22 protein-coding genes, 2 tRNA genes, 2 rRNA genes and 2 pseudogenes (1 of these 28 cut by a window edge) are annotated in these 24,463 nt (G+C 33.5%); 9 read left to right on the top strand and 19 right to left on the bottom strand.

Annotated features, from left to right (window positions below; genetic code table 11):
* Window positions 1–164 precede the first annotated feature (164 nt).
* Genes GKR88_06520 through GKR88_06530 form a run of 3 tightly spaced genes read right to left on the bottom strand, consistent with a single transcriptional unit; the run spans window position 165 to window position 2,061 of the window.
* Window positions 165–776 carry a methyltransferase domain-containing protein gene (locus GKR88_06520; protein QMU63985.1) on the bottom strand — a complete coding sequence of 204 codons (612 nt, stop codon included), beginning with the start codon at window positions 774–776 and terminating at the stop codon, window positions 165–167.
* A 43-nt stretch (window positions 777–819) separates the two neighbouring features.
* A complete protein-coding gene (locus GKR88_06525; GenBank protein QMU63986.1) occupies window positions 820–1,812 on the bottom strand; it encodes a TIR domain-containing protein in 993 nt (330 codons plus the stop codon).
* Between the two features lie 36 nt (window positions 1,813–1,848).
* On the bottom strand, window positions 1,849–2,061 hold the full coding sequence (locus GKR88_06530; GenBank protein ID QMU63987.1) for a hypothetical protein: 213 nt from the start codon (window positions 2,059–2,061) through the stop codon (window positions 1,849–1,851).
* A 135-nt stretch (window positions 2,062–2,196) separates the two neighbouring features.
* Here GKR88_06530 and GKR88_06535 point away from each other — a divergent pair.
* Window positions 2,197–3,362: pseudogene (locus tag GKR88_06535) on the top strand (IS3 family transposase).
* A gap of 13 nt (window positions 3,363–3,375) precedes the next feature.
* Here the strand turns inward: GKR88_06535 and GKR88_06540 are convergent.
* The 16 genes and pseudogenes from GKR88_06540 to thrS all read right to left on the bottom strand — a co-directional run bounded on the left by GKR88_06540 (window position 3,376) and on the right by thrS (window position 17,284).
* Window positions 3,376–3,576: pseudogene (locus GKR88_06540) on the bottom strand (hypothetical protein).
* A 257-nt stretch (window positions 3,577–3,833) separates the two neighbouring features.
* Window positions 3,834–4,589 carry a response regulator gene (locus tag GKR88_06545; protein ID QMU63988.1) on the bottom strand — a complete coding sequence of 252 codons (756 nt, stop codon included), beginning with the start codon at window positions 4,587–4,589 and terminating at the stop codon, window positions 3,834–3,836.
* Between the two features lie 311 nt (window positions 4,590–4,900).
* On the bottom strand, window positions 4,901–5,227 hold the full coding sequence (locus GKR88_06550; protein ID QMU63989.1) for a hypothetical protein: 327 nt from the start codon (window positions 5,225–5,227) through the stop codon (window positions 4,901–4,903).
* A gap of 134 nt (window positions 5,228–5,361) precedes the next feature.
* On the bottom strand, window positions 5,362–5,691 hold the full coding sequence (locus GKR88_06555) for a hypothetical protein (GenBank protein QMU63990.1): 330 nt from the start codon (window positions 5,689–5,691) through the stop codon (window positions 5,362–5,364).
* A 130-nt stretch (window positions 5,692–5,821) separates the two neighbouring features.
* Window positions 5,822–6,124, bottom strand: a complete 303-nt coding sequence (locus GKR88_06560) for a histidine kinase (GenBank protein QMU63991.1) — start codon at window positions 6,122–6,124, stop codon at window positions 5,822–5,824.
* Window positions 6,125–6,207: 83 nt separating this feature from the next.
* Window positions 6,208–6,498, bottom strand: coding sequence for a histidine kinase (locus GKR88_06565; GenBank protein ID QMU66656.1), 291 nt, complete (start codon window positions 6,496–6,498; stop codon window positions 6,208–6,210).
* A gap of 4 nt (window positions 6,499–6,502) precedes the next feature.
* Entirely contained in the window at window positions 6,503–7,858 is a 1,356-nt protein-coding gene (locus tag GKR88_06570) for a histidine kinase (protein ID QMU63992.1), read from the bottom strand.
* Window positions 7,859–7,932: 74 nt separating this feature from the next.
* A complete protein-coding gene (locus GKR88_06575; GenBank protein ID QMU66657.1) occupies window positions 7,933–8,343 on the bottom strand; it encodes a DUF2141 domain-containing protein in 411 nt (136 codons plus the stop codon).
* A 208-nt stretch (window positions 8,344–8,551) separates the two neighbouring features.
* Entirely contained in the window at window positions 8,552–10,468 is a 1,917-nt protein-coding gene (glgB, locus tag GKR88_06580) for a 1,4-alpha-glucan branching protein GlgB (GenBank protein ID QMU63993.1), read from the bottom strand.
* Between the two features lie 138 nt (window positions 10,469–10,606).
* A complete protein-coding gene (locus GKR88_06585) occupies window positions 10,607–11,866 on the bottom strand; it encodes a glucose-1-phosphate adenylyltransferase (protein QMU63994.1) in 1,260 nt (419 codons plus the stop codon).
* Window positions 11,863–13,272, bottom strand: coding sequence for a glycosyltransferase (locus GKR88_06590; protein ID QMU63995.1), 1,410 nt, complete (start codon window positions 13,270–13,272; stop codon window positions 11,863–11,865). The genes GKR88_06585 and GKR88_06590 overlap by 4 nt, the downstream gene beginning before the upstream one ends.
* Before the next feature lie 94 nt (window positions 13,273–13,366).
* Window positions 13,367–13,945, bottom strand: a complete 579-nt coding sequence (locus GKR88_06595) for a hypothetical protein (GenBank protein ID QMU63996.1) — start codon at window positions 13,943–13,945, stop codon at window positions 13,367–13,369.
* Between the two features lie 88 nt (window positions 13,946–14,033).
* On the bottom strand, window positions 14,034–14,378 hold the full coding sequence (gene rplT, locus GKR88_06600; protein ID QMU63997.1) for a 50S ribosomal protein L20: 345 nt from the start codon (window positions 14,376–14,378) through the stop codon (window positions 14,034–14,036).
* A 114-nt stretch (window positions 14,379–14,492) separates the two neighbouring features.
* Window positions 14,493–14,690 carry a 50S ribosomal protein L35 gene (gene rpmI / locus GKR88_06605; GenBank protein QMU63998.1) on the bottom strand — a complete coding sequence of 66 codons (198 nt, stop codon included), beginning with the start codon at window positions 14,688–14,690 and terminating at the stop codon, window positions 14,493–14,495.
* 42 nt (window positions 14,691–14,732) lie between these two features.
* Complete coding sequence (locus GKR88_06610) at window positions 14,733–15,230, bottom strand: translation initiation factor IF-3 (GenBank protein ID QMU63999.1); 498 nt, start codon at window positions 15,228–15,230, stop codon at window positions 14,733–14,735.
* 107 nt (window positions 15,231–15,337) lie between these two features.
* Complete coding sequence (gene thrS / locus GKR88_06615) at window positions 15,338–17,284, bottom strand: threonine--tRNA ligase (GenBank protein ID QMU64000.1); 1,947 nt, start codon at window positions 17,282–17,284, stop codon at window positions 15,338–15,340.
* A 547-nt stretch (window positions 17,285–17,831) separates the two neighbouring features.
* On the opposite strand from thrS, the gene GKR88_06620 reads away from it, so the two are divergent.
* The 8 genes from GKR88_06620 to GKR88_06655 all read left to right on the top strand — a co-directional run.
* Complete coding sequence (locus GKR88_06620; GenBank protein ID QMU64001.1) at window positions 17,832–18,575, top strand: hypothetical protein; 744 nt, start codon at window positions 17,832–17,834, stop codon at window positions 18,573–18,575.
* Window positions 18,576–18,678: 103 nt separating this feature from the next.
* Window positions 18,679–19,773, top strand: coding sequence for an IS4 family transposase (locus tag GKR88_06625; protein ID QMU64002.1), 1,095 nt, complete (start codon window positions 18,679–18,681; stop codon window positions 19,771–19,773).
* A gap of 69 nt (window positions 19,774–19,842) precedes the next feature.
* Window positions 19,843–20,577, top strand: coding sequence for a hypothetical protein (locus tag GKR88_06630; protein QMU64003.1), 735 nt, complete (start codon window positions 19,843–19,845; stop codon window positions 20,575–20,577).
* 21 nt (window positions 20,578–20,598) lie between these two features.
* Window positions 20,599–21,204, top strand: coding sequence for a hypothetical protein (locus GKR88_06635; GenBank protein QMU64004.1), 606 nt, complete (start codon window positions 20,599–20,601; stop codon window positions 21,202–21,204).
* A 733-nt stretch (window positions 21,205–21,937) separates the two neighbouring features.
* Window positions 21,938–23,460: ribosomal RNA gene (locus GKR88_06640) — 16S ribosomal RNA — on the top strand.
* Between the two features lie 281 nt (window positions 23,461–23,741).
* A tRNA-Ile gene (locus GKR88_06645) sits at window positions 23,742–23,815 on the top strand.
* A 179-nt stretch (window positions 23,816–23,994) separates the two neighbouring features.
* Window positions 23,995–24,068, top strand: a tRNA-Ala gene (locus tag GKR88_06650).
* Between the two features lie 217 nt (window positions 24,069–24,285).
* Window positions 24,286–24,463, top strand: a 23S ribosomal RNA gene (locus GKR88_06655); it runs 2,699 nt beyond the window's last position.
* The 16S and 23S rRNA genes sit together here with 2 tRNA genes alongside, the layout of an rRNA operon.

Genomic DNA, 24,463 nt, shown 5'->3' on the forward strand with positions numbered 1-24,463 from the left:
AAAAATATTCTCCTTCTTCAACTTCAACTTCAACTTCTTTATATAATGGAACTGTAGATATCGGCATTAAAGTATCAGTACTATAAAAATTGATATTTTTTGCAAATTGAACAATGGAAGACAGACGTACACAATTTAATTTTTCTGAAATTGTTGCTTTTAATCTAATTGTTTTTTTTAATATCAACAGGGTTCGTCTTTTTTAAATTAATAGTATTAACAACTTTTGACTCTGTAGCAACCCGAGCAGCTTTAATTCCAGAAAATTCTGCTATTGAAGTTTTGATCTCTATACCATCATGAACATAATCTGTATTTGCAACTTGAACAAGATTAACTACTTTATTAGGTATCACTGTAGCTTTTTTATTTAAAAATTGAAGAATGTTATTCATCACGATTACTTGTGGTTCTGCAATTAACCATATAGACATCATTTCACAATAAACCACATCTACTTTTTCTGGTAATTTCACATTAATTGCATCTGCAAGTATAAATTCTATTTTATCCAAAACACCATTCTTTTTAGCTATCTCCATCATTTTTTTATCATACTCAATAGCATAAACTTTTTTACATTTTTTTGCTGCATAAATAGAAAATATTCCTGTTCCACAGCCAAGTTCACAAAATACAGCATCTGGAAAAATCGAAGCATCAATAGCTGCTTTTGATTTAGAAACTCTTTCTGGATCGCTTATCATCTCAAGATGATAACTCAGGTCAAAATCCCCATTTTGATAATTAGGGTCATGATGATTAGTTCTTGTCATTTTTTTTAGTCTTATTTTTTATCTGTCGTTTTATCATCATAGTTTAATTGTACATACCCCCAATGCTCATATGGTCTTGGGGATCATAAATAACAACTTCTGCGAATGGCATTATAGTATTGTACTCATCTAGAAAAACAAATCGTTCTTCAATATTTTTTTGTTCATTTGCTTTTTGATATATCTTGGTATATTCTTCAATACGTGTTCTAATAAGTTTGGTATCAGGAACAAAATACTTATACTCAATGGGTTTTTCTAAATTCTCCTTGATGCTCTCTTGTATTTCTTTATCATATACATCATTATTTAAATGTGTACTTATCACCCAAATACTATCATTAGCAGTTTTTTCAGCCTCTGCAATAGCTTCTAAAGTCATAATCCTTTCACTTGCTTGACTTAGTTTTCTCAACATATTTACATCCCTTCTCATAGGCTTAAAATGCTGAATTAAGTTCTCCTCCAATGCATGTTGAACTATATTTTTCAGTCTAACAACTTCAATATTTGGATCTATAGATAAATTGTAAATAAGTCTTTGGATTTTTTCTTTGTATTTAAGGCTTATTTTCTCATCTGTAATAAAAATACTTTTCAACAATTTATCCATTTGCTTCAGGAAGCTTTGAGGACTGCGAAAATCCGCATACTTATGCTTTCGGATATCAACCGACACCATACTCTTAACTTCATTTGTTAAATCTTCAATTAAAATGGGTATAAAAACTTTTTTTTCTTCTTCATTTATAGTCTTATTTAGTTCAATAACATATTCATATTTAACCCACTCTGACACCATAGAATTATTAGAAAGAATTAATAAAAACACATCACATTGATTTATCCTTCTATAAAATAAATCAGGGACTATTTTGTCTCCATCTTTTACAATTTTATTATCAAACAATAACTCAATATTTATAAAGCTATCATTACTTATACCATTTTTAAGGCTTAATGATTTAGTCAAAACATCTACAAATTCTTTGTCTCTTGAAGAATAACTTATAAATATTTTTTTTGAATTACTCATTAGATGAATTTTTATCGAATTTTATTTTTTAACTGGCTATTCTTTACCTGAGTTAAATAATATATGACGATAAGCACCAATAAATTGCGATAACTGTCTAAATATTTGAGCTAATAAATGATCTGCAATTTCCTGACTATCAACCTCTAAATCTTCAAATTGCTGTAACCTTTTAAATATTGAATTAAATTCATTAATTGAATTTTCATCTGATATTTTCTGTGAAAATTTCTCTACAATTTGTTTCAAATATTTGGTAGTAGTAATATCAACAAAACTCTGCTTTTTATTATACCCTTTAGATATGTATAAATCATAATCTTCTAATTCTAAAGGAACTGTAATCTTCCCTAAAAACCGAACTGTTTAAAATTAGAAAGATTAATTTTAACTTTCAATAGACAAACAAAGCGAAAGAGTAAATTTTCACCTTCACATCTTGCAAAGATTTTGAAAGAGTTTGATCAAGGGAAAACAGTTGTAGAGATTAGCAGGGAACATGGGTTTATTTCAGCAACTTTTTACAAGTGGCGTTCTAAATATGCCGGGATGAGTTCCGGAGAGTTACGTTGCGTCAAAGAGCTTGAGGGTGAGAACCGGATGCTCAACCAGATGTATGCTTCTCTAGCCTTAGATCATCAAATGGCAAAAGAGGTTATTGCAAAAAAGCTTTAAAGCCTTGCCGTAAGAGAACGATAAGTAAAACACTTGCACATTATGGTATTAGCAGGGCGTGCCGAGTCTTAAATATGAGCAAGAGTGTTTATTATTATAAACCGTTACCCAAAGCCGATACTGAGATAGAGCTCGCTTTACAAGAAAAAGCAGTTCAACATTGAGAAGAAGGTTTTTGGAAGGCTTATAGTCGTTTACGTAATCAAGGCAAACCATGGAATCATAAACGATTGTATAGGGTTTACAAAGCATTAGGACTTCCTCTACGTGGTAAAGTAAAAAAACGATTACCATCTAGAGTGAAAGAACCATTAGAGGTTCCGGAAAATCTTAATGATACATGGAGTATGGATTTTGTTACCGATACCCTTGAGAACAAAAGACGTTTTAGAGCCTTTACTATTATCGATAACTGTAATAGAGAGGCATTACATATAGAAGTAGATTTTTCTTTACCAAGTAATCGTGTGTTTTGGGTACTTAACGATCTTGTTAATAGAAGAGGAAAGCCCAATAAGATACGTATGGATAATGGCCCGGAGTTCATTGCTAATATCACCGCTGTATGGAGCCAAATGCATGACATAGAGTTTACCTATATTCACCCTGTCAAACCAACTCAAAATGCATTTGTAGAGAGATTTAATGGAACTTATAGGCGAGGAGTTATTGATAAATATATTTTTGAGAACATTAACCAAGTAAGAGAACAAACCCAAGATTGGATGTATGATTATAATCATCATCGACCCCATGACGGGCTTGGTAGATTATCGCCAATAAAATACGCAGAAATTAATTCTCTTGGGGCTAACTCCAAGAGAATTAAAACAATAAATTTATCAAATATTAGAAATTTAAACAGTTCTAATTAGGGGAAGCTTACACTCCTTTTTCATAAATTTGATATTCGTCATTATCTTGAAAATAATCAGATCCCAAAGATCCTTCACTTAAATTCTTTACGATAGAATCTTTTTTAAAAATAGATTCCAGTTCTTTTATGGTAGTTTTTGAGGTAAGATAACCCACTTTTCCTTTGGCAATTTGGTATTTGCTATTATCCCTACAACTAAAAGAAACTGCCAATAGTAAGCATGCTACGCTAGAAAATAGTACTTTCTTCATATGTTATTTTATTGTTTTTTGAATGATACAAATCATAAATAGTTCAGATAGTTTTTGTATGAATATAAAATGTTTTCATGAAGTTACGCTGTTCATTTTGGTAACAAAAGATATTTTATAAACGTGATTTTTACAGAAATGTTATACGTATTCTATTTTTAAATTTATAGAGTATAATGTTGAAACATTTATATTAATAACGTTAAGTAAATGTAAAATTAATTGATCCAGTTTTTAAAATCTTTTACACGCTCTCTACTCACAATAACCTCAGCTTCGTTATAAGAATGCAATAGTAATTTTAGGCGGCTGTTTGTATAAGATATAATATCTTTAATAGCATTTATATGTATAATAAAAGTTCTGTTTACTCTAAAGAATTGCTCCGGATCCAATTGCTCATACCAATACTCCAAGGAACCGTCTATCAGATAGTTTCTTTTGTGATTTGTATACATATAGGTGGCTTTATTTTCGCTGTAGAAACATGCTATTTCATCTACATGAACTATTTTTATACGTTGACCGATTTTAATAGTGAACCGTTTTTTGAACTTTCTATCCACAGGGTTGATTAACAACTTTTTTATATCATCAATATGAACTCGTAGATCTGTTTCTCTGGGTTGTTGATTTTTATATTTTTCTACGGCTATTTTCAGTTCATCTACATCTATCGGCTTCAGCAAATAATCAACACTGTTTAGCTTGAATGCTTTCAACGCAAATTCATCGTACGCCGTTGTAAAAATAATGGCACTTTTTACTGGAATTTCTTCAAATATTTCAAATGATAAGCCATCAGACAGTTGAATATCCAAAAATATTAAATCCGGATGTTCATTATTCTGAAACCAATGCAAAGATTCTTCTACGGAATGTAGCATTGTTTTCACTTCAATACCTAACTCTTTGAGTATTCTGGACAACCTTCTTGCTGCCGGCTTCTCATCTTCTATAATAATCACATTCACGGATGTACATTTTTGAGACCTTTGCAAAATAGGGATATATTCCGTATTTGAATTGATTTGGCTTCAAATTTATTCCTTCTCGAAAATTTTAAATCCTCAAAACCAACAGGTTACTCCGGTTCAAAATTTTCTTCGGGCGTCGAACTTTTTTGCCAAATCAATTTTGCAAAGATATCTTTTTACTTGTTTTTTTATTGAATTCGTTTAAACTTTTATTCCTCTCAAAAAAATACAGTTGGAAAGTTAGAAAGTTGAAAAGTATAAAAGTGATTTAAGTATCAATAACTTTTTAACTTTAAACTATATACATTTCACCGTTTTCTTTGATCATCCATATACTTCTTAATTTTTCTATCTTCCCAGTCTTTGTTCATAAACAGTAAATTTGCTCCAAAAGCATGGTAGGCGTGAAACGCCAGACCAATCCCCCACCATAGCCATAAAGAAAAATTGCCGGAATCAAAAAATGCTTCTTCAAAAGTAGTCCCATCTCTTATATCATTTACTATCCTGTAAGCAGAAAGTAAGGTGTTCACTATAACGTATGCGGTTAGATGCTTATAGTATTTCTTTAATTCCTCAACACGTTTTCTGGCACGTATGTACCTTTTTTCTTCTTGATTAGGTTCTCTATTCATTGTTAGATTTTTAGATATTATCGCCTTAATTTTCTCGAAAAAGGACAGTTGAAAAGTTAGAAGGTATAAAAGTGAATTTAAATATCATTTAACTCATAACTTTTTAACTCATAACTTTTCAACTTAAAACTATATCACTGCCTTCTTCTTTCATCTTTTTTCATGAGTTCTTTAATTTTTTTGTCTTCCCAGGATTTTCCTAATATGTTTTTAAATCCAAATACTCCCAGCCAGTGAAAAAACAAGCCAATCCCCCAAAAGAGCCATGTAGAATACACTCCAAAATGGGTTATGACCTCCAAAAAATCACTACCACTGTCATATGATAATCCGTATACAATTATTCCGCTAATAAAGGTATTAATGATGATATAAACTACTAAATGAGAATAAAACCCTTTGATATCTTTTACTCTTTTTTTAGCTTTTAAATATTGCTGTTCTTTTAAATAATTTTTTTCCATTTTATCGTGTTTTTTAAATGTCCGTTTAGACACCCAAGAAGTATTATCAGAACATTTTTTAAATCTTTTAGTTTTTTAATTTTTCAATCTTTCAACCCATTACATCCCAATTAGGTATCATAACGGAAAATTATTTGTGTCTTAATTTAGCATCTTTTTCCATTAATTCTTTGATTTTCTTTTCTTCCCAGTTCTTTCCTAATCCGATTTTATCGAAGCCAAAAACTCCTAGCCAATGAAAGAAAATTCCGACTGACATTCCGATAGTTGCATACCAAAACCAGTGAAAACCAGGTGAAAATTCCAAATTCACCCAAATGATAAGCGGAATCGTAAATAGCGTTATAAAGAGATGAATATAAAACCCTTTGATCTCTTTTACTTTCTTCTTAGCTTTTAGATATTGCTCTTCCTGTATATAATTTTTTTCCATTTTAATGCTGTTTTTAATGCCTGCTTAAATATTTAGTAATGAACTCATTTAAACTTTTTCAATCTTTTAATCCTTCAATCTCTTCATTCAGTATCCTCTCTCATTAATTCTTTAATTTTCTTTTCCTCCCAGTTTTTTCCCAGTCCGATTTTGTCAAAGCCAAAAACTCTCAACCAATGAAAAAACAACCCGAACGACATTCCGAAAGCAGGAAACCAAAACCAATGGAAAACAGGAATAAATTCTAAATTTATCCAAATTAAGAAAGGAATTATAAATATGGTTACTATCAAATGAGTATAAAAGCCTTTGATCTCTTTTACTTTCTTTTGTGCTTTTACATATCGGTATTCTTCAGAATAATTGTGTTCCATCATTTTAAAATTTAGATCTGTTATTCTCATTCATAATTTCTTTAATTTTTCTTTCTTCCCAATTCTTTCCTAAGAATATATTATAATTATTGGCTTCTAACCAATGAAAAATAATTCCTATTCCCCATCCTATCATCGGGAACCAAAACCAATAAAAATTCGGTGAAAAATAAATATTGATAAAGACCAAACAAGGAATTACAAGAATGTAAGACGCTAAGTTTTGATAAAACTCTTTTAATTTTTCAACGCGCTCAACAGCACGTATATATTTGCTGTTTTCTAATTCTTCCGGTTGCATAATTGTATTTATTTTACTTAAGAGTGGTAAACACACTCTAAACATTTTATTATTATTTTCTATTTTAATCCCCTCAGATGTCAGTAATCCGTAACGATCCGCGATATTTTGCAAACCTACTTTGGTACTTTTACCAATGGTTTCTTTAGGGTTTATATTATTTTGTATAATTAAATAATGGTCTTTCTCATAAATGGTAACCTCCAATGGCTTTAGAGAAGATACTACATTGTGTTTTACTGCATTTTCCAGTAGTAATTGTAAGGAAAGCGGTACAATTTTCAGTTCTTCATTACTAACCGTATCCGGAATTGTAAATTTAATCGCATCTTCAAATCGCATTTCCAACAGTTCCATATAGGTTTTTGCAAATGCCAGTTCTTCCGACAGCGGGGTTAAATCTTTATTTCTTTGTTCTAAGACATATCTGTATACTTTAGATAGTTTAGTGGTAAACTTTTCTGCCTGATTAGGGTTTTCTCCTATTAAAGAGGTCAACACATTTAAGCTGTTAAACAAAAAATGGGGATCTAACTGATTTTTAAGAGATTCAAATTTTGCCGTTTCTGTTTTTGCTACAATCTCTTGTTTGGTCGTTTCCTGAGAGGTGGCTGCTTTCCAGTTTTTCATAAAGTCTCTTGCATGCAAAAAAGTGGAAACTCCCAGAGAGAGCACTATATAAAAAAGGTGAACCCATAAATTGTTTCCTCTGAAAAACATTGCAAGGTCCGTCTCTCCTAAAACAATAAGTACTACATAATTGATTGCCAAAACCACTACCACCGTATATATAACAGTTGTAATGATGCCCGCGGTAACTCTTTGATTGGTTTGTGTTACCCAATCCCACTTGGAGCTTAAATAAATATTAATTAAACCATTACCAAAACCCAAACCAAAACAAAACATTGCCGAAATTAAAAAGGTGGTAGTAATTCCTTCGAAAGTTAATTGCTGGTAAATAACCCCAAAAATAATGGTAAATGCAATGGTCAGCTTTAAACAAATCAGCAAACCGCTTTTTAAACCTTTTATTGTTAATAATTCTCGGGTTTTCATGGTGCTATATGCTCTTAGGAAATAAGAAACTATAAATTTAATTAAACTTTATGAGATGTCTTTCCATTAACACATTAAAACTTAATTTCAAATGTCAGATCTTTATCTGTAACCGTAAACTTTGCATCCTGATACCTGGGAGGGCCAAAGTTCATAACATTGTTTGTAGCACCAAAATCTTCCATAGGCATTCCATTAGATTCGAAGTCCATTCTATCATTATCATTTTTATCGTGATAACAAAGAATTGCGTATTCCCCCGGAGCTATATTTTCAAAAGTTACGGTACTTTTTCCATCTACAATTTTACCTTCTTTAGATTGCAAAGGCTGTCTCATAAAATTTGCTTCATCATAAATAGCAAAACTTACTTTGCCATTATCACCCGAAGCATTGGTCACTGTAACTGTAATACTTTGCTTATTTGTCATGAGACTTGAAGAAATCATCATTACTGTTACAAATAAAGTTGCTAAAATTTTCATCATTGTTGTTTTATTGGTACTGGAACGATTCAGTACGAGTTATTAATGGAACAAATATCCGGTACGCACATCATTCCGAAAACTAAAAAGAACCGAGTTGTATTTTTTTCAGGATGAATTGTAAAAACAAAAGCAGAAAATGACAAACCTAACAATCAATTGAGTATGCTTAAATAAAACGGACTTGTTTTATTTACCTTATTAGGTGTCATTTTGTTTTTATATACTTGAGAGCTATCATTCCAAGAGGCGGAAGATTTAACGCAACAGAATTCTTTCTATGATGCCATTTGATAGCATTTGTTTTTACCTTTTTATGATGATAATTGCCCGTTCCTTTAAACTCCTTATGATCTGAATTAAACACCTCTTTTAATACTCCTGGCTTTGGAACCCCTATTCGATAATTTTCTCTTGGAACGGGAGTCATATTGCAAATGACAATGATATGGTCTTTTTCATTTTTTCCTTTTCTTATATAAGAAATAACAGAGTTTTCGTGATCGCCGTGGTCAATCCATTCAAAACCTTCGGCAGTAAATTGATTTTGAAATAGCGCATTTTCTTTTTTGTAGAATGTATTTAATGCTTTTACACAGTTTTGTACTCCTTTATGTACATCGTATTGTAGCAAATGCCAATCTAAACTTTGCTCAAAGTTCCATTCTGCAATCTGCCCAAATTCACCTCCCTGGAAAATTAATTTTACACCGGGATGGGTATACATAAAACCGTATAGCAAGCGTAAATTTGCAAACCGCTGCCATTCATTGCCTGGCATTTTATCCAGAATAGATTTTTTGCCATAGACGACTTCGTCATGTGAAAGAGGGAGCATAAAATTTTCCGTAAAAGCATAGTTTAAGCTGAAAGTGAGCTCGTTTTGATGATGTTTTCTATAGATAGGTTCTTTTGCAAAATAGTGTAACGTATCGTGCATCCACCCCATCATCCATTTCATTCCAAACCCTAATCCGTCAGAGAAAACAGGGCTGGATACTTTTGGAAAAGAGGTCGACTCTTCTGCAATGGTTTGTACATCCGGAAAGTTTTCATACACAGCCGTATTCATTTCTTTCAGAAAACGAATGGCTTCTAAATTTTCCCTCCCTCCGTACAGGTTAGGTTCCCATTCGCCATCTTCTCTTGAATAATCTAAAAACAGCATAGATGCAACGGCGTCTACCCGTAAACCGTCTGCATGAAATTGATCTAGCCAAAAAATAGCATTACTAATTAAAAACGATTTTACTTCATTACGACCATAATTAAAAATAAGACTTTTCCAATCCTGATGATATCCTTTTCTGGGATCCGGATGTTCGTATACATGCGATCCGTCAAAGAGACCCAAGCCATGATCGTCTGAAGGGAAGTGTGATGGTACCCAATCCAGAATAACACCGATTTCTTTTTCGTGAAATCGGTCAATCAGTAATTTTAGTTCATTAGGGTAGCCAAAACGGGAAGTAGGAGCAAAGTACCCTGTTTGCTGGTATCCCCAACTGGGATCATACGGATACTCCATAACCGGCATAAATTCTACATGGGTGAAGTTCATTTCCGCTACATAATTTACCAATTCATCTGCCAGTTCCGTATAGCTTAAAAATCGATTTTCCTCAACGTGTTGTTTCCAAGACCCTATATGAACTTCATAAACCGAATATGGTGCGTTTAGTGTATTATTTTTTTTACGGGTTTTCATCCATTTTTCATCAGTCCATTTATAGTCATCCTGCCAAACTATTGAAGCGGTTTTTGGTGGGTGTTCATATCTTCTTGCATAAGGATCTGATTTTTCGGTAACGATATCGCTATGATGACTTTGTATTTTGTATTTGTAAAGATTTCCTTTTCCTACATGAGGGATAAACCCTTCCCAGATTCCGCTTCCGTCCCAGCGAACATTTAAAAGATGCTCGTCAGGGTTCCAAAAATTAAAATCTCCAACAACAGAAACCGTTTTTGCACTTGGTGCCCAAACGGCGAAATAGGTGCCATTTAGATTATTTACCGTTGTAATATGAGAACCAAACTTTTCGTATAACCTGTAGTGTTTTCCGGATTTGAATAAATCAATATCGAAATCCGAAAATAAACTATATGCTATAACTTTAGACATTTTATATTGTTTTAACTTTTATGCTCCTCTAAAAAGAATGCTGTTTTTTTGAGTGTTTTAGAAAAGTTGAGTGAGCTTCCAACTCGGAACTTTCTAATTTTACATCGTATTCATTTAACAAGCGAAAAAATCAATTGATTAAATAACAGTTCCTTTAGGAATTACCGCTCCTTTTTTTATGACAACGATTCCATCTTTTATCACATACGAATCGGTTTCCGAATTTTTTAAATGTGTGCCACCATTGATCTTTACATCATCTCCAATGCTACAATTTTTATCTATTATACAATTGTTAATATAGCATCTAGCTCCAATTCCTAATGGATTTTCAATTTTATTTACTTCAATATCTTTAAAAGATTCGTAATAATCGCTTCCCATCATATACGTATTAAGGATAGTAGATTCTTTACCAATTCTGGAACGAATACCAATGACACATTTTTCTATTTTTGCTGCATGAATAATACACCCGTCGGCAATTACCGCTTTATTTAGGATGGTTCCCGAAATTTTAGATGTTGGCAATATTCTTGCTCTGGTAAAAATTCTATTATCGTCATACAAATTGAATTTGGGAATATCATCGGCTAAACCTAAATTAGCTTCAAAAAAAGAATCAATAGTTCCGATATCGGTCCAATATCCTTCATACTGATAACTCAATGTTTTATGCTTGTTTATGGATTGTGGGATAATTTCTTTTCCGAAATCTATAGTATCCGGGTTTCCCGTCAACTTTATCAGTAAATCTCTGTTAAAGACATAAATACCCATAGAAGCCAGATATTCTCTTCCTTCTTTTTTCATATCCGTGCTTACATTAGATATCCAATTTGGCAATACTTCCGCATCTGGTTTTTCTATGAAAGAGGTAATGATATTTTCTTCATTGGTTTTTAAAATTCCAAAAGAAGTGGCATTTTTTGAACTTACAGGATAGGTCGCAATAGAAATTTCCGCACCGCTTTCTTTGTGTTTTTGAAGCAAGTCATTAAAATCCATATCATACAACTGGTCTCCGGAGAGTATCAGTGCATAGTCAAAATCATTTCTCAAAAAATGATGCATACTCTGTCTTACGGCATCTGCTGTCCCCTGGAACCAGTCTTCACTTTGCATGGTTTGTTCGGCGGCTAAAACATCTACAAATGCTGAGCTGAAAAAACTAAAATGATAGGTGTTTTTTATATGCTTATTTAGGGATGCAGAATTAAATTGGGTTAATACATACATCCTTTTAATATTGGAATTGATGCAGTTAGATATAGGAATATCTACCAACCTGTATTTTCCTGCAATAGGTACGGCAGGTTTTGATCTGTCTGCGGTTAAGGGGTATAATCTGGAACCTTGTCCGCCACCTAAAATAATTGCGAGTACTTTGTCATTCATAACTTGTTGTTTAAGGATTGATATAAGGTTATATATTCTTGGGCAGAATTACTCCAAGAGTGGTTTATTGACATAATTTTTTTTGAGTTTTTTTGAAACTCTTTTTGATGTGCATGAAAATGTATGGCTCTTGTAATGGCTTTCAGTACATTGGGTACGGAAACTTCTCGGAAACAAATTCCGAAACCCCCGTCATTTTCCACATCTGTAACAGTGTCTTTCAAGCCTCCAATTGCATTGACAATAGGGACTGTTCCGTATCGTAATGCATACATTTGATTGAGCCCGCAGGGTTCTACTCTAGAAGGCATCAACAAAAAATCGGCTCCTGCATATATGATATGAGATAGTTTTTCGTCGTATCCTATAAATGCATTGTAGCTTTTTTGTTGCAATAGAGCTGCTAATTTTTCTTCGGTTTCGCTATGACCGGAACCTAATAATAAGATAGAAATAGGATGCTCTTGCAGTGCTTTTTTAAAGATTTCCGGAAATAAATCAGCACCTTTTTCACCAACTAATCTTCCTATAAATGCAAAAAGAGGTTTTTTGTCATCTAAATTAAACCTGGCACATAACCACTTTTTATTTGCTTTTTTTCCTGATAGTACTGTAGCCTTTGAATATGTTTTAGGAATATATTTGTCGGTTTCAGGGTTCCAGACACTCCAGTCAATTCCATTTAGAATACCTGTGCATTTTGTACTTTCATGCTTTAATAAATCTTGCAAACCATTGGCTTGTTGTTTTAGATCTTCCATATATGAAGGCGAAACAGTAGTAATTTTCCAGGCGCATTTTATGGCTGCTGCAAGAGGGTTAATACTTCCGTCCCAATCTAATAATCCAACATTGTTAAAATCAAAAGCAGGAATTAGATGAACTTTGTCATGTGAAAACCAACCTTGATATTGCGCATTGTGTATGGTTAATACTGTTGGGATACTTTTTAAAGATTTATACCTATGGCATTGTGAAATCATAAAAGGAATTAGCCCGGTATGATGGTCGTGAACGTGAATAATATCAGGCTTATATTCTGAAGCAAGAATCCAGTCTAATGTGGCAATTTGAAAGGCTAAAAAGCGTTCGGTATCATCATAAGAATACACATAGTCTTTAAATAGTAGTTCAGGAATATCTATACAAAACAAATCAAATCCTAACAGATGACTTGAAAGTTTTAAAACTTTAAATTTAAACGAGTTGCCACCAAGAAATATAGCGCTTTCATAGACTTCTTCAAACTTGTTTTTCTGAGTATAATCATTGTCGTAATAGGGCATTGCAACAGTACTTTTTGCAGATAACTCCTGTTGGTATTTAGGTAAGGCACCTACGACATCTGCCAAACCACCAATTTTTGCAATGGGATAACATTCTGCACTTATGTGTACTATGTTCACAACTGTTGTTCTTCGTAATTTAGAGCAAAATTACAAAATATACATTGAGAATATCATAAGTTGTCTAATTATTGGGAAGAGTATGGAATAATTGTTATGAATTCCGTTGTTTATTGATTTCATCTTGAAACTTACGCCTTAATTTTTGTTCATTTAAGAGCGATTTCTTTTTGTAATCAGCAAATTCTCCTTCTAATTCCTGAAGATTTTTTTTGGCTTCTTTTGTATACACATTACTACTTTTGAATTTATAAATAAAATAGGCTGAAGAGGAAAGTAACACTATAATAACAAACGACATTAGGAGAACGTATAAAGATGTATTCATCGATATTCCTAAAAAAGAAATACGTTTTTTCTTAGCTCTAATCAAATTTAAATCATTGGTAAGTGAGGCAATTATTTTTTTAGATTCTGATATACTACTTTTTTGTAAGGAGATAGTATCATTTTTTTCTCCAATAGCTATTTTAAGTTTGTTCATGGAGTCCTGAACGATATTTTTTAATTCTTGATACCTGACTTTTCGTACAACCTTAAACTCCTGATAACTAACGGACGTCCTGTAAACCTGATCAAACTGTTCCTGAACACTTAAAGTATTCTTTTTCTGCTGTCCGTTTAAGGAATAACTTACTAAGGTAATTAACAAAGTTCTAATAAATAATTTCATAATATAAAATTAGATTTTAAAAGTATTAAAAAACCCAAACAAACGTCCGGGTTTTTTTATATAATAAAGATAGGTGAATAGTTTAGATTTATTTTACTTTCTCTACGATCGCTTTAAAAGCTTTGGGGTTATTCATGGCTAAATCGGCTAGAACTTTACGATTTAGTTCAATATTATTAACCTTTATTTTTCCCATAAATTGAGAATAAGACATTCCGTATAGACGAGCTCCCGCATTAATACGCTGAATCCATAATGAACGGAAGTTTCTCTTGTTATTTTTACGATCTCTATAAGCGTATAACATTGCTTTTTCGACTGCATTTTTTGCTACCGTGTAGACATTTTTTCTACGCCCGAAGTAGCCTTTTGCCTGCTTCAATATTTTTTTTCTTCTATTTTTTGAAGCAACCGAATTTACTGATCTTGGCATAATTCAAATTTTTTGTAGTAGGCGATTATTTAATGATGAATTTACAATTCGTAATTCATAATTCATAATTCTTTCATATTGCCTGACTCCATGGTTAATAATTAAATTCCCAGCTTATTTTAAAGCTAACTGTTTTTTAATGTTTAACTCATCAGACTTGTGTACTAAAGTATTATGAGTTAATTTAAGCTTACGTTTTTTAGATTTTTTAGTTAAAATATGGCTTTTGAACGCATGCTTTCTTTTGATTTTACCGGAACCGGTCAACTTAAAACGCTTCTTGGCACTGGATTTGGTTTTTATTTTAGGCATTTCTTCCTTCGTTTTACTTACTTATAAAATTTTATACTCGATCTATTTTGTTTTTTTGGGAGTGATAAACATAATCATACGTTTACCTTCTAATTTTGGTAATTGCTCCACTTTACCATATTCTTCTAATTCCTGAGCTAACTTTAGTAAAAGAATTTGTCCCTGCTCTTTAAAGATAATCGAGCGTCCTTTAAAAAATACAAATGCTTTTAATTTAGCTCCGTCTTGTAAAAACTTAATAGCGTGTTTCTTTTTAAACTCGTAATCATGCTCATCAGTTTGTGGCCCAAAGCGAATCTCTTTTATGGTTACCTTTGTAGCTTTGGATTTTAAGGCTTTTTCACGTTTTTTTTGTTCATACAAGAATTTTTTGTAATCAATAATTTTACAGACCGGCGGAACAGCTTTTGGAGAGATTTCTACCAAATCCAACCCTTGCTCTATGGCCATACTCTTTGCTTTTGCCAAAGGGTAAATAGCTACTTTTATATTTTCTCCAACCAACCGAACTTCATCAATGTATTTTATTTTGTCATTGATCCTGTGTTGATCTTCTTTAATAATTCTTGCAGGTCCTCTGAACCTTTTTTTTCTGATTGCTATGACTTACAAATTTAATCCTGTTTTAACAGACAGGAGGTTACTTACTAATTTTTAAATTTTACAACTGTTTTACTAATCTCCTCTTTAATTAAAGAAATAAACTCTTTAATACTGAACATTCCCATATCACCTTCTCCGTGTTTTCTAACAGAAACAGTTTGCCCGGCCTCTTCTTTTTCTCCGACAATTACCATAAATGGAATTTTACGTACTTCCGCATCGCGAATTTTCCTGCCCGTTTTTTCATTTCTGTTATCAACGAGCGCGCGAATTTCGGAATTTTCTAACAAATGTAAAACTTTTTCGGTATATTTTTGATATTTCTCACTGATTGGCAGGATAATAACCTGCTCCGGAGTTAGCCAGAGCGGAAAGTTTCCACCGGTATGTTCCAGTAATACGGCAATAAAGCGTTCCATAGAGCCAAAAGGAGCCCGGTGAATCATTACGGGTTGATGTAATTGATTGTCTTTTCCTTTGTATGTAAGATCAAAGCGTTTTGGTAAATTATAATCAACCTGAATGGTTCCCAATTGCCAGCTCCTTCCCAAAGCATCTTTTACCATAAAGTCTAACTTTGGGCCATAAAAAGCAGCTTCGCCTTCCTCAATTACATATGATAATCCTTTATCAGTTACAGCACTAATAATGGCATTTTCAGCAATATCCCAGGTTCCGGGGTCGCCAATATACTTATCAGGATTACTCATATCTCTTATGGAAACCTGTGCGGTAAAATCTTTAAAACCCAAAGATCCGAAAACATATAAGACAAGGTCAATCACATTTTTAAACTCTTGATCTAATTGTTCCGGAGTACAAAAAATGTGAGCATCATCTTGCGTAAAACCTCTTACCCGGGTTAACCCGTGCAATTCTCCGCTTTGCTCATATCTGTATACGGTGCCAAATTCGGCAAAACGTTTAGGTAAATCTTTATAAGAGTGAGGTTTGAAATTATATACTTCACAATGATGAGGACAGTTCATAGGTTTTAATAAGAATTCTTCATCCTGTTTAGGAGTATGTATGGGTTGAAAACTATCTTCACCATATTTTTCATAATGACCGGAAGTTACATACAATTCTTTTTGACCGATATGAGGGGTCATTACCATTTCATAACCTGCTTTTTTTTGAGCTTTTTTCAAAAAATTTTCCAAACGAGCCCTTAATGCAGCACCCTTAGGTAACCACAACGGCAGGCCTTGACCCACTTTTTGAGAAAAAGTAAAAAGCTCTAATTCTTTTCCTAATTTTCTATGATCTCTTTTTTTAGCTTCTTCCAGTAACTCGAGATATTCAGTCAGCATTTTTTGCTTGGGAAAAGAAATTCCATACACTCGGGTCAGTTGATTATTTTTTTCATCGCCGCGCCAGTATGCACCGGCAACACTCATAATTTTAACAGCTTTGATGAATCCTGTATTAGGAATATGACCACCACGACATAAATCTGTAAAATTACTATGATCACAGAAAGTAATATCTCCGTCAGTTAAATTTTCTATCAATTCAACTTTATATGAGTTTCCTTGTTTTTGATACATAGATAGCGCATCCGCTTTGGAAACGGAACGCATTTTGAATTCATGTTTTTCTCTGGCCAGTTCTAAAAACTTTTTTTCGATTTCTAAAAAAACTTTTTCGGAGATCATTTCTTCCCCCAAATCAATATCATAATAAAAGCCATTATCAATGGCAGGCCCGATGGTCAACTTTGCTTTTGGATGAAATTCCAGAATAGTTTGCGCCAAAACATGAGCAGACGAATGCCAAAAAGCAGCTTTACCTTCAGTATCGTTAAAAGTATATAGTGTCAAAGAACCATCAGTTGTTAAAGGGGTTGAAGTTTCTATGGTATGGCCGTTAAAACTTGCTGAAATCACATTTCTTGCCAACCCCTCACTAATGCTTTTAGCAATATTCATAGCAGTGATACCGCTTTCAAATTCTTTTACATTTCCGTCCGGTAGGGTGATTTTAATCATGTATCTGACATTAATATAATGAAGCTACAAAGATATTAGAAAAGTGAAAATAAATAAAAACAAAATTTTCTAATTGCTTCAAGATAATATTGCTGTTTAAAAATGTAAGACTATAGTAGTTTTAGAATGATGGCAGAGAAGAATTATTTAAAAAAATGATAATATAATTAAAAATATTTTGTAATTAAAAAAATAAGTCTTCCCTTTGCCTCAAAATACGCAAGAATTGTTATTCCAGTAAAATTCTTTTTATTTTAATTAATTAATAGGATATTTTGTTGTGAAGCAAAATAGGTGGAAACCGAAAAACCATAAATAGAGTAGGTAAGAATTAGCTAATTTAGGATCAATCCGAAAACTTGTGGGATTTTAAAGATATTATTAAAAACATTTAAGTTGAGTCAATCGCAAAAACATCATTCAATAGAGTTTAAAAACTTAATAAACAGTTATTTAATGGATATTTATTTAAAAAAAATCTGAAATGATAAAATTTTTATTCAAGTCTTCCCCACAACTTTTTTGCTTGATCCCTAATTTATATAAAATGAGAAAAATACTTATTACCCTGTCTGCCATACTTTTATTGCTGTCTTGTAATAGTGAAGATGAATTAGGAATAAGAACTTCAGAAAATAACCCTGAAAATTCCGTAAAAAAAGTAAATGGTATCTTGTCTTTTAATTCAAAAGAGAATCTAAAAGATGCTATTGAGAATCTTAATGGGAAAGAAAGATATCAAATCGAAAACTATTTTGAGAAACTATACAATAACGGTTTTAAATCTTTCAGGCCAATTATAAATAAAAGAAACAGGGAATTGATAAATGAATATATGAGCGAATTTAACTCTCAAAGAAGAAATGAAGAAGATCAATTTTTAATTCCTGATCCGGTTTTTGCAGCTTATATTAACGGTGAAAACGAAATAATTGTTGATAATTCATTATATAAATTTACAACAAGAGGCCTCTTTTTTGGAGATTTAAATGATAGTATAAAAATAAGAGAAGTTGCTTTAAACCATAATATTTCAAATCGGATGTCTATATGTGATTTGAGGAGAAATGAAAGTGGTGTTACTGGGGTCGGAGAGGGAGTGAACCGTTATATTGCGGCATTTACCAGAGTAGATGACGATTGTGAAAGAAGTGGAGGTGGTTCTGGAGGAAGTGGTTCTGGTTCCGGAGGTAGTTCCGGGAGTGGTATTGATCCTGAAATTGCCATTAATAATATGATTCAGAATTTAAGTATCTGTGATGGAAATAATACTTATTGGTTTAGTACATGACAAAAAATATAATTAATTGATTATCAGTAAATTAAATGTTAAATAATTAAAATAAAGCATTGATTTTCAGTATATTAGAAGAATAACATCACTCATTTTTCTAATGAAAAAAACTAATGCTTCCACTAAAAGTAGTGAATTAAATTCAGTTTTAAGTTCTCATTTCCAAGGTAAGATCAATTTGGCAAGAATCAAACTCATATCACATTTCATTATCGCCCTCTGTAAGGTACAGACAGTTACCTTTGAAAAGGTAGCCAACGCTTTTGAGACCTCAGTAGATTCGAAGTCATCACTCAGACGTATTCAAAGATTTATTGCTGATTATTCGTTGGATGGAGATTTGATCGCTCGTCTTATATTTAGTCTCCTTCCTAAGCAAGAGGGATTGATCTTGAGTATTGATAGGACCAATTGGAAGTTTGGTCAGACCAACATCAACATTTTTAAGTTGGGAGTTGTCTATAAAGGTGTTGCCTTCCCATTGTTATTTACTATGTTAGATAAGCCAGGGAACTCTAACAGTCAGGAGCGTATTGATCTTGTGAATCGTTTCATAAGACTTTTTGGCAAAGATGTTATTAAATCCATTGTAGCCGATAGAGAGTTTGTAGGTAATCATTGGTTGGATTTCTTGAATACAAATGGAATCAAATATTATATCCGCATTCGAAACAACTTTAAGGTAGAGCTTCCTGATAAGAACAAAACCATCAAAGTATTTCACTTGTTTAATCCACATAAGATCAATGAGTTTGTGTATTATCCTAAAATTGTACGTGTTAATGGTCAGCTTTGTTTCCTTTCCGGATGCAAGTTGTACCCAAAAAATGGAAAGCCTGATTTCTTAATCATTGTATCGTTCAACGCTCCTGATAAGGCCTTTGAACAATACAAAGAACGATGGCAGATAGAGATGTGTTTTAAAGCAATGAAAGCCAGTGGCTTTGATATTGAAAACACACACCTGCAAGATATTAAGCGTATTGAAAAATTAGTACTGCTTGTAATGATGGCTTTCGTATGGTGTTACAAAGTTGGTATATATTTACATCAGATTAAGCCTATCAAAATAAAAAAGCATGGAAGAATGGCTAAAAGCATATTCAAATATGGATTAGATTATATCGCTTCTGTGCTATTAAACCCTGTAAATCAAAACAATATGAACTTGACTAAATTTTTGTCATGTACTTAGACTTATTGGTTAAATATATTTGGAGCTTACAAATATTGTCATCAATATTTTAATGATAATGATTATAGGATGCAAATAGAATTTTGGAATGAAAATTTTTGGATTTATGAATCTGCCGGAACTAAAGTTCAAACCCATGATGAAGGATGGTTTTGGTGGAATAATATTGATTCGGATGAATTAAGATTAGGTGTAAATAGGGTTTATTTAAAATACAATATCCCACAACCTAGTATTAACACGTTAGTACCGGCACATGCCAGGCAGCCTGTTTTTATGAAAAATGGAGAATATATAAGACAAAACGGAGATCCTCTACTAGTTAGAAATACATCTTTACCATTTTTTGAAATTGATGATGTGCCAATACTAAATATATATATACCAAATTTACCTGTTATCGGAGATTGGAATTTAGATTTATCAACTGATGATATTTTTAGCGAATCCAATGTAAGAAGCTTATATACAGTCGCAATTAATTTTTTAAGAAATAATTTAGGTAGCCAAGAAAAAGAATTTATAGTTTCGTATCAATCGTCACCTCACGAGGTCGAGCTTATTTATGTTGGGGACAGGTATCAAAAATTTAATACTCATGAGCTAAAAAAGTATTTTTATCGGGATTGGAATTTTGTTATTGGAACTAAACTTACGGAAAAAAGAGATTCTTGGAGTTCTAATATTACTTTTCAGCCGGATCCACATATTTTTCCAAATTTTACCGAATATAAAGTAGATATATATGGGTTGGCCAGAAGAGGAAATGAATGGCAAGGGAAAAGGTTATTAGTCGTTGAATAAAAAACAAGAAAGACGTATACAATGAAAAAACATATTTTAATAATTACTATCCTTTTTTTTAGTAAAAATTATGCACAAAACATTTTGGCGAATAAGAATCAAAAAAAATGGTTTAGCACCGTTGAGCTAGGGTTTTCCATACCCAATGAGACAAAATATAATTCTTCTCTGTTAGATGTTAACGGTAATTATTTAGAAGGTCTTAGCTTAAAATTATCAAATAAAGCAACTTACGGGGCTTTATATACTTTAAACTACCCTATTTTAAGAAGGTTAAGCTTGGGAGTAATTGGGGGCTATTCATATCATATTCAACCTGAAATATCAAATGTAAAATTAGGGGGTATTATAAGATATCATTTTGTCGATGCTAATTTGGCTAACTTTTATTTGTTAAGCACTTACAGATTTTCTTTAAATGAAAATTTTAAAAACGGCGGTTTAGGTGGAAATATCAGATTAGGAATATCTTTTTCTATTCTGGAAGAAGCGAGTTATAGTTTGATATTAAATGGTTTTTGGAATTATAGTTCACATGAAACTAAAAAACCTCTCATTTTGAGTAATGAAGGCCCGGGCTTTATTTTTATAAAAGGATATGGTATAAGTTTAGGTATTCAATTCTAAATTAACAAATACAGAGAGATTATAACCTTTTAAATGTCTTAATGTTTTCTTTTAAAGGGCTTTTTAATGTTTTAATATTATTTTTCAGGCTTACCCATTTAGTTCTCAAAGTATTAAAAATGAGGCATAAATTATTTTTCAAGATTTTAGTACTGTTAACTTCTAAACCAGTGTTCATAATGCCTAAGAAAGACAGAGTTTTGTATTTATGAGGCTTAACCGGGTAACCCAATTATTTTTAATATCTAAAAAGGTGCTGATTTTTTAAGGTAAAAAAAGCTATACTTATTTTCTTCGGTAGAAACGCCGATAATGTATAAGAGTTATTGAGTTGATAGAAAGCGACCTAAAAATAAACAGGTAAAAATATTAGAATTTTTATTGTTAGGAAGAAAATAGTTTATACATTTGCAACCGCTTAGAAAGTAGGAAAGTGTTAGAGGTGAGACTTTGGAAGGGTTTTTGGCTGGCTAGTAGTTATTGAGTTAGTTAAAATTATCGGGTTCGATTCCCGTTTTTCGGCTAGGATTATGATTTGAGAATTAATTGGTAGATTGGTAGATTGGTTAATTGGTAGATTGGTTAATTTTCAAATTAGTAAGAGTTCATTGACAGTATTGAGATTGACAGCGTATAAAGAGTAAGATATTGATTGTTATTATATAATAGGTTTTCTCCTTTTATATAGTTCAATTTCTTTAGAGAATTTTTCATAATGATAGTATTAAAGCACTACGATGAAGAGTTTGATCCTGGCTCAGGATGAACGCTAGCGGCAGGCTTAACACATGCAAGTCGAGGGGCATCATTATCTGCTTGCAGATAGATGGCGACCGGCGCACGGGTGCGTAACGCGTATAGAACCTACCTTTTACAGGGGGATAGGCTTTAGAAATGAAGATTAATACCCCATAGTATTATTGATTGGCATCGATTGATAATTAAAGATTTATTGGTAAAAGATGGCTATGTGTCCTATTAGCTGGATGGTAAGGTAACGGCTTACCATGGCTACGATAGGTAGGGGCCCTGAGAGGGGGATCCCCCACACTGGTACTGAGACACGGACCAGACTCCTACGGGAGGCAGCAGTGAGGAATATTGGACAATGGGCGCGAGCCTGATCCAGCCATGCCGCGTGCAGGAAGACAGCCTTATGGGTTGTAAACTGCTTTTATACGGGAAGAAACCTATCTACGCGTAGATAGTTGACGGTACCGTAAGAATAAGCACCGGCTAACTCCGTGCCAGCAGCCGCGGTAATACGGAGGGTGCAAGCGTTATCCGGAATCATTGGGTTTAAAGGGTCCGCAGGCGGTCAATTAAGTCAGAGGTGAAATCCCATAGCTTAACTATGGAACTGCCTTTGATACTGATTGACTTGAGTTATATCGAAGTAGATAGAATATGTAGTGTAGCGGTGAAATGCATAGATATTACATAGAATACCGATTGCGAAGGCAATCTACTAGGTATATACTGACGCTGATGGACGAAAGCGTGGGTAGCGAACAGGATTAGATACCCTGGTAGTCCACGCCGTAAACGATGGACACTAGTTGTTGGAGTTATTCAGTGACTAAGCGAAAGTGATAAGTGTCCCACCTGGGGAGTACGGTCGCAAGATTGAAACTCAAAGGAATTGACGGGGGCCCGCACAAGCGGTGGAGCATGTGGTTTAATTCGATGATACGCGAGGAACCTTACCAGGGCTTAAATGTGATATGACCGGTTTAGAGATAAATCTTCCTTCGGGCATATCACAAGGTGCTGCATGGTTGTCGTCAGCTCGTGCCGTGAGGTGTCAGGTTAAGTCCTATAACGAGCGCAACCCTTGTCGTTAGTTGCCATCAAGTAAAGTTGGGGACTCTAACGAGACTGCCGGTGCAAACCGAGAGGAAGGTGGGGATGACGTCAAATCATCACGGCCCTTACGTCCTGGGCTACACACGTGCTACAATGGCCGGTACAGCGAGCAGCCACTACGCGAGTAGGCGCGAATCTATAAAGCCGGTCACAGTTCGGATCGGAGTCTGCAACTCGACTCCGTGAAGCTGGAATCGCTAGTAATCGGATATCAGCCATGATCCGGTGAATACGTTCCCGGGCCTTGTACACACCGCCCGTCAAGCCATGGAAGCCGGGAGTACCTGAAGTCGGCCACCGCAAGGAGCCGCCTAGGGTAAAACTGGTAACTAGGGCTAAGTCGTAACAAGGTAGCCGTACCGGAAGGTGCGGCTGGAACACCTCCTTTCTAGAGTTTTATGAAAACTTTAAAGAATTTTATGTTACTCTTTGCTGTCAATTTTTAAAAAAAAAGACTAAGATCTTTGGTTAAAGGAAAATAGTATTGAGATGTTAGTATGGAGTATTGATATGTTAGTATGGAGATAGGATGATAGAAAAGAGATACTAGAAAAGAGAGAACAGAGAAGATGTTCGAATATTGAACCTGATATCCACACTCTCGCATCTAGCTGTCTATTGTCTAACATCTAGCATCAATTGTCTAGTATCTAACTCTGTTATCTAATAATAGTCTTGTAGCTCAGCTGGTTAGAGCGCTACACTGATAATGTAGAGGTCGGCAGTTCGAGCCTGCCCAAGACTACTGGATAAGTTTGAAGTTCCAAGTTTAAGGTTTTCAGGTTTGACTTGTTGAAAAACCAATAACTAACAACTAATAACCAAATAAAAAGATTTTAGTTTAAGCGGAAATTCCAGAAGCGGAGTTATATTGAGTGATGATTACCTCATAACTCACGACTCATAACTCACAACCAGAGTAATGGGGAATTAGCTCAGCTGGCTAGAGCGCTTGCCTTGCACGCAAGAGGTCACCGGTTCGATTCCGGTATTCTCCACAAGGTTAATTTGAAAATTAGTTGATTAGTCAATGTATCGATTGACACATTATCAGATTGACACATTATCAAATTAGAAAAAGTTCATTGACATATTGGTAAAAATGATATCGTAAGAATCAATATTAAAGAAGTTTAGAAATAGACGACTTATGACAATATTTTAGATATAAAAAGAGCTCGTTGTAGCATTTAATTATATATGCTACGGCAAAAAGTACAATAAGTTAAGTAAGGGCGTATGGTGGATGCCTAGGCTCTCAGAGGCGAAGAAGGACGTGATAAGCTGCGAAAAGTTACGGTGAGAAGCACATATTTTATGACCCGTAAATATCCGAATGGGGCAACCCGGTATGCTGAAGGCATATCACACCGTAAGGTGAGCAAACCCGGTG

This window comes from Flavobacteriaceae bacterium, from assembly GCA_014075215.1.
In the GTDB taxonomy this organism is placed as follows: Bacteria; Bacteroidota; Bacteroidia; order Flavobacteriales; family Flavobacteriaceae; genus Polaribacter.